The sequence below is a fragment of the Microcystis sp. M179S2 genome, assembly GCF_020245805.1.
GTDB lineage: Bacteria > Cyanobacteriota > Cyanobacteriia > Cyanobacteriales > Microcystaceae > Microcystis > Microcystis aeruginosa.
Genome location: NZ_JADBUE010000281.1, coordinates 1 through 8,514 on the forward strand (window position 1 = coordinate 1; position 8,514 = coordinate 8,514).

The window sequence follows — 8,514 nt, forward strand, 5'->3', positions numbered from 1 at the left end:
TGAAGATTGATTGAATGAACCAATCATAGTTAAGACCGTTGGAAAAGAGGGCTTGTATACGCACGGATTTTCCATTATGAATATAGTATCCTGTCAAGAGGCTTTTGTCAAGAGAAAATTTAACAACATCCAGAAAAACGTTATTGTAGGGGTAATTCATGAATTACCCCTACACCTAATTACCTAGTCCAGTAACGCACCACCACCATTGACAGTGATTGGAATGATTGAATGATGACTACAATGATGGATAATTATAGGAGGATGCTGTCTGGACTGTGATTAGGAGAGATTGTTAAATCCCTACAATAATTTTTATTATTTCATCATCAAAAAAAGGATTAATTATGATCAAAAAAATTAAAATAGCCGATGCTCAAACCGATTTACCAAGTCTCGTTAAATCGGTTACGGAAGATAACAAAATTTATGCCATTGAGAATCAGGAGGATTCTGTAATTTTGATTTCCCAAAAAAACTATGAAAGTTTACAAGAAACCATCGAATTACTCTCTATTCCCGATTTAAGAGAAAGCTTACAACTATCTCTACAGCAAATTAATGAAAATGAAACCTATTCTTTCGAGGAAGTGTTGGGAGACATTGATTAATGGTTTATGAAGTCAGATTTACCAAAGAAGCTAAAAAAGATGTTGATAAGCTAACCCCTAAACTTAAGAAAAAACTGAAATCAATTATCCAAGATACCCTGAGTATTTCTCCCTATAGTGGCAAAAAATTAGTAGGAGATTTAACGGGTTTCTATTCAATTCGCTTAAGTTACCAAGATAGAATACTTTACACCATTAATGATGAACAGAAGTTAATCTATATTCATCGTGCTAAAACCCATTATGGCGAATAAACTAGACCCTGAAAATTCATGAAAAGAGGGTTTGTAGACGCACGGATTTTCCATTATGAATATAGTATCATGTCAAGTCGCCTTTGTCAAGAGAAAATTTGACAACATCCAGAAAAACGTTATTGTAGGGGTAATTCATGAATTACCCCTACACCTATTACCTAGTGGGTTCAAGCTAACAATCCGTCCTAACCCACCACCAATCATCGACTATGATTGGAATGATTGAATGATGGACTATAATTGAATTAATGACTGATAACTGATAACTGATAACTGATAAAGCTATGACACTCAAAGAACAACTTATTAAAGAAATTGAAACAACTCCCATTTCTCTGCTGCCGGAAATCCTGAATTTTGTCCAATCTATAAAAACCAAACATCCAGACGTTGACTTTATGGAATTTGCTGGTATGGCAGCAGATATAGAAAATACTATGGAAGAGATTGTCGAAGAAGCAGAAGCTAATCGTCAACTCGATTTAAAACGGATCAATGACTTATGAAACAAGCATTACTTGATACCAATATCCTCTCTTATTTTTTACGAGGCAATCCCACAGTAATTGAACAATTCCGCATCTATCGACAACACTATACTTATGTATCATTTTCAATCTTTACCTATTACGAGATTAAAAGTGGTTTATTGTATAAAGATGCCCGAAATCAACAACAACAATTTGAACGTCTTGTCGAAGTCAGTGAAGTAATTGCTTATGATCGTGAAATTAGTGATATAGCTACTCAAATATACGTTAATCTTAGAATAAAAGGACAACTCATTACCCCGATTGATTTGTTTATTGCTGCGACTGCTATTTATTGCGATTATACTCTGATTACAGCTAACATTAAGCATTTTCAAAATATTCCCAATCTTAGTTATGAAAATTGGTATCTCTCAACAACCTAGCACTATTGTACTATTGCCAAGGCAGGTACTCAGAAGCGGAACCTCTCTATCTAGAAGCGATTAATATTTTCAGAGAAGGATTAGGGGAAAATCATCCCCATACCTAAACCTTTTATCAGAACTATCTGATGATGTTATCCCAATTACCCGAAGCAGAATTAAGATGAATTAGAGTTTAAATGCTTTGGAAAAGAGGGTTTGTAGACGCACGGATTTCCCATTATGAATATAGTATCATGTCAAGAGGCTTTTGTCAAGAGAAAATTTAACAACATCCAGAAAAACCTAGGGTGCGGAATGTGGGTTCAAGCTAACAATCCGTCCTAACCCACCACCATCGACGGTGGTTGATGTAATCATCTGATGGACTGTGATAAGTAAAACCAAGGGTGCGGAATGTGGGTTCAAGCTAACAATCCGTCCTAACCCACCACCATCGACAGTGATTGGAATGATTTAATGATGGACTATGATTAGGGACCTAGTTAAGAGTGGATTAGAGATGAAGATTGATTGAATGAACCAATCATAGTTAAGACCGTTGGAAAAGAGGGTTTGTATACGCACGGATTTTCCATTATGAATACAGTATCATGTCAAGTCGCCTTTGTCAAGAGAAAATTTTTCTGACCCAGAAGGAATTCAAACTAGATAAAAACCGAGGATCAGAGCCACTAAAAACGTCATTAACAGGCATAAAATTCCGAAATAAAGGACGATTTTAGGACGGAAAGCTGATAGGAGGAGGATAAAAGCTTTAATATCAATGAGGGAAGCGACCAGTAAAAAAGCTAGAGTGGAACCCACGGACAGATTAGTAATTAAAGAACCGGGGACAAAAGTGCTAAGACTAGCATTAACAGCGAGAGTGACACCAAAAAACAACTGCACGAGAATTTGAGTAGCGGGAGTATTCCCCCAGGCAATTAATTGACGCTGAGGTAATAATAGCTGAAAGACACTAGATATCGCACAGCCAATAATTAATAATCCCCCTAATTCCAGTGCTTCATCGATAAAGTTATCGAGAAATAACTGCACAGAAATTGGCCAAGCTTGCCTATCTCTAGTTTTATACTCATAAACAAGACTGCCGACTCTTTGCAGGGGTTGACTGGCTGCTTCCTCTGGTAAAAAACTCCCGGAAAGAACCAAACTCGATTCTAGGGGAATTTCGCTATCGGTGCGGGGTTTTTCCCGATAGAAACTAAAGAGAGTGCCGATAACAATTGCCATTAACCAGACCGAAAGCGATCGATAGAAGAAAATACTAGAATAGCTGAAAGTCTGCCAAGTTAGCCAAAGAGTGACGATATTTAGGGTAGGTGCAGCGGTGAGAAAGCTAAACACCACCCCTGGGGGTACTCCCTCTAATAAGAATCTTCTAGCGACGGGAATCGTGCCGTATTGTCCGACGGGTAGGATTAATCCGATGGCACTGCCAACGATCGCTCCTAACAGTCGATTACGGGGAAATATCGCCGCTAATCGCTGTTTATTGACGAAAACCAGCAAAAAACTGGAAACGGCTGCCCCCAAAAGTAAAAAGGGAAGGGAGGTCAAGACTAAACTAAGAAAAAAAGTAACAGCGATAGAAATTTGATTCATGAATAGGGTTCAAGATCGGAAGCTATCCTACAAAATAGCAGATAAGGTAAAAAGTAAAAAGAGCGGTTTTAGATGCAACAATAGGTTAGTTTGTTGAAATCAAAAATTAAAAAGAACGTAAAGCGATTAATTGTGCCTCAGCTTTATGAAGGGATTCTAACCATTCTTTTTCGGGATCGCTATCGGCAACTATTCCCGCTCCCACTTGTCCCCAAACTGTGTTTAAATCCCCTTGAGCAGTCATTAATAGGGTACGGATGAGAATATTCAAATCTAAATGACCCCGTAGGTCAATATAGCCACAGGAACCATAGAATAAATTGCGTCGCACCGGTTCCAATTCTTCGATAATTTCTAGACAACGAACTTTCGGACAACCGGTAATTGTTCCCCCGGGGAAAAGAGCTTTAATTAAATCAATAGCATGATACTTTTTGTCTAATTTTCCTTGAACATTACTGACCAAGTGCATAACGTGACTATAACGCTCGATCGTCAGTAATTCATCAACATCAACCGATCCCCATTCACAAACTCTACCGAGATCATTACGTTCTAGATCCACTAGCATAATATGCTCGGCGCGTTCTTTTTTATTAGTTAATAGTTCCTCGGCCAATTGTCGATCGAGTGCCTCAGTTTTACCCCGGGGACGAGTTCCAGCGATCGGTCTAGTGCTGGCTATTCCTCTTTCTAATTTCACCAATCTTTCGGGAGAACAACTAATCATTTCGCCCCAAGGAGTGCGCCAATAACTGGCAAAAGGAGAAGGGTTAATCTGTTGTAAACTGCGATAAATTTGCCATCCTTTTGCCCTAGTTGTGCTTTGAAATCTTAGGGATAAATTTGCTTGAAAAATATCGCCTTTTCTGATATGATCTAAGGCTTTTTTAACAGCTTTTTCGTAGTCGAGTTGAGAAGTATAAAAGATTAAGGGAGAGGGACGAGGATCGATAAACTCAAAATCCGGTTGATTGCTTAAAGATTGTTCGTATTTATCTAAATCTTCGGGTTTGCTGGCAGCTAACCAGAGAATTTGTGCTTGGTGATCGAGAATGGCAAAACTATCCGGTTCATACCAATAAGCGACGGGAAAAGGGAGAGTATCAGCTTTCCTGTCGGGTAATTTTTCTATTTCCCAAGCTAAATCGTAGCCTAACCACCCCAACCAACCGCCATGGAAAGGAAGATGATCGGGAAGAACATCAGATCGAGTTTGGGGGAGTAAACTGCTTAAAAAGGGCAAAATTTCCCCTAGTGCGGGAGTCCAAAGCTGACGCGGGGAACCAGCACAAAGAGAGTAACGGGAGAGGGAATTACCCGGATAGGGACTTTCTAGTAAAGTAGCGATCGCATCTTGAGAGAATAAGCAGGCAAAAACCTCGGAACCGGTGCGCTGATGCAGAGGAAGCGATCGCCAATGCCATGCTAAAGGTTTTTGCATCTAAAATCGCGGGCCAAAATAGCTGGTAAATTGGGTATAAATAAGGGTTTGGTGTTAGTTGTGGGGTAGTTGATCTTTCCTATCTGCTAACACCTATTCTCTTAGTCCTAAATGTTGGCTGTCTCCTAATTATCCCCGATAATCGAGGTCAATTTCTTTAGAACCGCCGCGCTGTAATTGGCCTAATAATTCCCCTAACTGACTCCAAACCAAACCACCGATAAAGATAGTCATGGGGAGAGAGATAGCGTAGGCAACCCAACCATTGAGAATAAATATATCTAATCCCGAGGCAAGGAAAAGACAGATTCCTACACAAATACCGATAAAAGGAATTTGTAAGGAACTAGATTTTAAAAGATTTTGATCGTCTGAACCCTTATTTTTATACCAATTGTTAACCACTTGCTTGAGACTAGCTTCAAAAGCAGCCCCGCAGGTAATACCGATAAATAAACCGGCAAAAACTAGAAAATAGGGCGGTTGGGGCAGAAAATAATAATCCATAGAAAAAGTGATTAACCGATGATGACCTTAAACACTTTAACGCGAACTGGTTTCTCGCGGAAGGACAGCGGCCACACCTTGGGACGATAATTCCCGAAAAGCGCTCATGGCCACATCCAGGAGTCGCCGCGGTTGCAATTCTCCTTGAATTAAACCCCAGAGACGTTGCACTTCGGCAGTATGGAGACGGTCATCTTCCGTTAAAGCTAATAGCAATTGACGACGCAGATAACGACCTTCTTCCGAGAGAAGAAAAGTGATGCCTAATTGCGCGGTGGGCAGTAAATCGAAGTTACTTTCCGAGCGAGCCATTGTAATCATGTTTTCTAGGCGTTGCCACTGGAATTTACCGTCTTTGAACAGGACATCCAGTAAACGCCGGCGCAGTTGCGGCGATTCCCCGGTCAGGAGACGTTTAGCGACGTAGGGATAGGCCACTTGGACGATTTTGAAGTTAGGATCGAGGGTGAGGGCTGCCCCTTCTTGGGTGACGAGGGAACGAATAATCAGGGCGAATTTGGCGGGAATCCGGAAGGGATACTCGTACATCAATTCGGAGAAATCATCGGTAATGGTGCGGAAATTGAAGTCACCGACCCTTTGACCGATGGCATTGCCTAAAACCCGTTCTAGGGCGGGAATAATTGGTTTTATATCCGTTTCTGGGGTTAAAAATCCCAGTTTGACAAAGTTGCTGGCCAGGTTTTCGTAGTCTTTGTTAATTAAATCGACGACGCAACTAGCGAGGGTTTCTTTAGTTTCCGCCTCTAACTGGTCCATCATGCCAAAATCGATATAGGCCATGCGACCATCAAAAGTGGCGAAAAGATTACCCGGGTGGGGATCAGCGTGGAAAAAGCCGTGTTCGAGGAGTTGCTGTAATCCGGAGGTTACGCCGATTTTAACGATATTATTGGGGTCTAATCCTAAAGCTTTGATGTTCTCGGTATCGGTGAGTTTATAGCCATCAATCCATTCTAGGGTGAGGACGCGGCGACCACTATAACGCCAGTAGATACTGGGAACTTTAACTTCGGGGTTATTTTGGAAGTTGGTGGCGAATTTTTCAGCGTTGCGACCTTCGTTTTGATAGTCGATTTCCTCAAAGAGTTTGGTGCCGAATTCATCGACAATCAGGGTGAGGTCGTGGCCGAGATTGAGGGGTAATAAACGACCGAATTTTTGGGCGGCCCAGCGCATTAGGTATAAATCGAGGCTTAAAAGCGCCCGCAGCCCGGGCCGTTGCACTTTAACGGCTACTTCTTCACCGGTGGGGAGTATCGCTTTGTAAACCTGTCCTAAACTAGCGGCAGCCACAGGGGTGGGGGATATTTCTCGATAGGCTTTTTCTACGGACATTCCCAATTCTGTCTCGATAATGGCAAAAGCAATGTCGTTATCGAAGGGGGGAAGTTGGTCTTGCAGTTTAACTAATTCGTCTAAAAAGTCTCTGCGAACGAGGTCGGGACGGGTAGAGAGAGCTTGACCGACTTTGATGAAGGTGGGACCTAAACAGGTGAGAATTTGCCTAAGTTCGCTGGCACGCCGGTATTTATTGGCTTCTTCTTGCTTTGTCCATTTGTCCCAGAGGAGACTGAGGAGAAATAATCCTAAAGACCAAATAATCACGAAAGTGCGACCGAACAATTGCCAAGGTTTGTAACGGTATTGTTGAGCGATCGCTTCTGCACTGTAAGGAGTGAACTGTGTTTCTTCTCGTTTCCGGTCAGTTTGACTGTCTTGATGCCGACTCACAAGCTAATCTCTATATATCTTACGCCACTTGATATTGTAGCTAAGTTCTTGGCATCAGTATACAAAACTACACATTATTTAATAATTGTTATAATTCCCTGAGAAATCATAAGTATTTATGGCTGGACTGCTGGGTAAATTCTCGGCTAGTGGATGTCCTCAAGTACCTGATGGATATTTTCAACAAGCTGTTCTATAAAGGTAACGGCATCATTAACGAGATTTTCATCGATATTCCAGCGACTGCCAATGCCATAACTCGGGTCTATATCAGCTTCATGGGCGATTTTGTTGCTTCGATCAACAATTGCGCTAAGTTGGCTTTCGCCTCTATCACTGCCATCGCCAACTCGTACTCGTCCCCGAACATTCTTCCTGCCAGTTCATCTTCTTTAATTCTTTCCCACTCATTTTCGATACGATTCAGTTCGGGAGAACAACTCGGTAGCCAAAAGATATATAATCCCTTTTCTTCCCATTTTGTATACTGTTCTCTACTAATTTTACTGACATGGCTTGAACCTTGATCTTGTCCCACTACCGTAATTTTTCCCGTTTCTTTTAAGCGATTTTCTGCTTGTTATGCTTGCCAATTTAGGATTTGAATATACTGTTCACTCTTGAAACTATTGAAAGTCATTCCAGACTCGAAACTCTGTCCCAGTTCTAACAGACCGCCTACATTTAACCTTTTCCCTTTCTTTTTCCCTGTTCTATTTTCTTTTGTTCTCCAATTCTCATCCATGTATACACCACTGACGACCAAAGGCTAAATCCCGATTCATCCAAGTATTTTAAACATCTCTCCCCAGCCGCCGCCGCCAATTCAAGCATTTCCAAGTCCGCTATCTTCAACGTTTTGATTTCTCGATTACTTTTCTCTTTTGCCGAGGGTCTTGTTCTTGTCCACGAATAATTTTTTTTGAAGATTCTTCTGATTTTTCTTTCGCTTAACTCGATGTTTTTCGTTTCTTTTAAGAATTCGCACAGTTGCCGGCTACTATAGCTTCTAGGTTCATCCGTCAATTTTTTGGCGACTTCTTTTGACATACTCCCACCGTCAAGCTACGCTGTGACGGGGGATTCTTGACCTATCACTATCGTAAATTCCTTGTTCAACGAGACAACTTAAATTCTCAATGTCTCCACTGAAAATCTTTCTTGCCGGACTCTCCCCCCCCCCTTGCCCCCCGACATCGGGGGGGTTTGGGTCGGTTTCTGTTTGCCCAACAGTACCGTTGAGATGATTTCCCAAATATTTCAACCCTTTTTTAAGAATGTTGATTGCTGCATTATGATCCCTATCTAAGATTGTTTTACAGTTAGGACATTGATGAGTTCTAGTGCTTAATGTTTTTTGAACTCTCGTCCCACAAACTGAACAATCTTGGCTAGTAAAATGCGGTGGTACAGCAA

General features: G+C 41.3%; 13 protein-coding genes. 6 read left to right on the plus strand and 7 right to left on the minus strand.

Annotated elements, in window-relative coordinates; genetic code table 11:
- Positions 1–347 precede the first annotated feature (347 nt).
- From IM500_RS16745 to IM500_RS16770, 6 genes are read left to right on the plus strand one after another with little or no spacing between them, the layout of a single operon-like run.
- Positions 348–611 carry a type II toxin-antitoxin system Phd/YefM family antitoxin gene (locus IM500_RS16745; RefSeq protein WP_002762167.1) on the plus strand — a complete coding sequence of 88 codons (264 nt, stop codon included), beginning with the start codon at positions 348–350 and terminating at the stop codon, positions 609–611.
- Positions 611–865 carry a type II toxin-antitoxin system RelE family toxin gene (locus tag IM500_RS16750; RefSeq protein WP_002780219.1) on the plus strand — a complete coding sequence of 85 codons (255 nt, stop codon included), beginning with the start codon at positions 611–613 and terminating at the stop codon, positions 863–865. The genes IM500_RS16745 and IM500_RS16750 overlap by 1 nt, the downstream gene beginning before the upstream one ends.
- Positions 866–920: 55 nt before the next feature.
- Entirely contained in the window at positions 921–1,094 is a 174-nt protein-coding gene (locus IM500_RS16755; RefSeq protein ID WP_190721772.1) for a hypothetical protein, read from the plus strand.
- Between the two features lie 58 nt (positions 1,095–1,152).
- Complete coding sequence (locus IM500_RS16760; protein WP_190721774.1) at positions 1,153–1,374, plus strand: hypothetical protein; 222 nt, start codon at positions 1,153–1,155, stop codon at positions 1,372–1,374.
- Positions 1,371–1,784, plus strand: a complete 414-nt coding sequence (locus IM500_RS16765; RefSeq protein ID WP_190721777.1) for a type II toxin-antitoxin system VapC family toxin — start codon at positions 1,371–1,373, stop codon at positions 1,782–1,784. The genes IM500_RS16760 and IM500_RS16765 overlap by 4 nt, the downstream gene beginning before the upstream one ends.
- On the plus strand, positions 1,763–1,891 hold the full coding sequence (locus tag IM500_RS16770) for a tetratricopeptide repeat protein (RefSeq protein ID WP_190721779.1): 129 nt from the start codon (positions 1,763–1,765) through the stop codon (positions 1,889–1,891). Before IM500_RS16765 ends, IM500_RS16770 begins: the two co-directional genes overlap by 22 nt.
- A 535-nt stretch (positions 1,892–2,426) precedes the next feature.
- On the opposite strand, the gene IM500_RS16775 is transcribed toward IM500_RS16770, so the two are convergent.
- The 7 genes from IM500_RS16775 to IM500_RS16805 form a co-directional block, all read right to left on the minus strand.
- A complete protein-coding gene (locus IM500_RS16775) occupies positions 2,427–3,392 on the minus strand; it encodes a permease (protein WP_190721781.1) in 966 nt (321 codons plus the stop codon).
- A 106-nt stretch (positions 3,393–3,498) separates the two neighbouring features.
- Positions 3,499–4,836: an anthranilate synthase component I gene (locus IM500_RS16780; protein ID WP_190721783.1), complete on the minus strand. Its 1,338-nt coding sequence runs from the start codon at positions 4,834–4,836 to the stop codon at positions 3,499–3,501.
- 129 nt (positions 4,837–4,965) lie between these two features.
- Complete coding sequence (locus IM500_RS16785; protein WP_002734118.1) at positions 4,966–5,343, minus strand: hypothetical protein; 378 nt, start codon at positions 5,341–5,343, stop codon at positions 4,966–4,968.
- Positions 5,344–5,379: 36 nt separating this feature from the next.
- Positions 5,380–7,098 (minus strand): ABC1 kinase family protein, encoded by a 1,719-nt coding sequence (locus IM500_RS16790; protein WP_190721785.1) that lies wholly within the window; start codon positions 7,096–7,098, stop codon positions 5,380–5,382.
- Between the two features lie 265 nt (positions 7,099–7,363).
- Positions 7,364–7,636: a transposase gene (locus IM500_RS16795; RefSeq protein ID WP_190721788.1), complete on the minus strand. Its 273-nt coding sequence runs from the start codon at positions 7,634–7,636 to the stop codon at positions 7,364–7,366.
- A 146-nt stretch (positions 7,637–7,782) separates the two neighbouring features.
- Positions 7,783–8,148, minus strand: coding sequence for a hypothetical protein (locus IM500_RS16800; RefSeq protein WP_190721790.1), 366 nt, complete (start codon positions 8,146–8,148; stop codon positions 7,783–7,785).
- Positions 8,149–8,158: 10 nt separating this feature from the next.
- The coding region (locus tag IM500_RS16805) for a zinc ribbon domain-containing protein (protein ID WP_287739076.1) at positions 8,159–8,514 on the minus strand (356 nt) is incomplete at its 5' end.

What these genes read in the sequence shown, in the direction of transcription:
- IM500_RS16755 (WP_190721772.1), top strand. Translation starts at nt 921, where the DNA reads ATGAATATAGTATCATGTCAAGTCGCCTTTGTCAAGAGAAAATTTGAC.
- IM500_RS16780 (WP_190721783.1), bottom strand. Translation starts at nt 4,836, where the DNA reads ATGCAAAAACCTTTAGCATGGCATTGGCGATCGCTTCCTCTGCATCAG.
- IM500_RS16785 (WP_002734118.1), bottom strand. Translation starts at nt 5,343, where the DNA reads ATGGATTATTATTTTCTGCCCCAACCGCCCTATTTTCTAGTTTTTGCC.
- IM500_RS16745 (WP_002762167.1), top strand. Translation starts at nt 348, where the DNA reads ATGATCAAAAAAATTAAAATAGCCGATGCTCAAACCGATTTACCAAGT.
- IM500_RS16750 (WP_002780219.1), top strand. Translation starts at nt 611, where the DNA reads ATGGTTTATGAAGTCAGATTTACCAAAGAAGCTAAAAAAGATGTTGAT.
- IM500_RS16800 (WP_190721790.1), bottom strand. Translation starts at nt 8,148, where the DNA reads ATGTCAAAAGAAGTCGCCAAAAAATTGACGGATGAACCTAGAAGCTAT.
- IM500_RS16760 (WP_190721774.1), top strand. Translation starts at nt 1,153, where the DNA reads ATGACACTCAAAGAACAACTTATTAAAGAAATTGAAACAACTCCCATT.
- IM500_RS16765 (WP_190721777.1), top strand. Translation starts at nt 1,371, where the DNA reads ATGAAACAAGCATTACTTGATACCAATATCCTCTCTTATTTTTTACGA.
- IM500_RS16775 (WP_190721781.1), bottom strand. Translation starts at nt 3,392, where the DNA reads ATGAATCAAATTTCTATCGCTGTTACTTTTTTTCTTAGTTTAGTCTTG.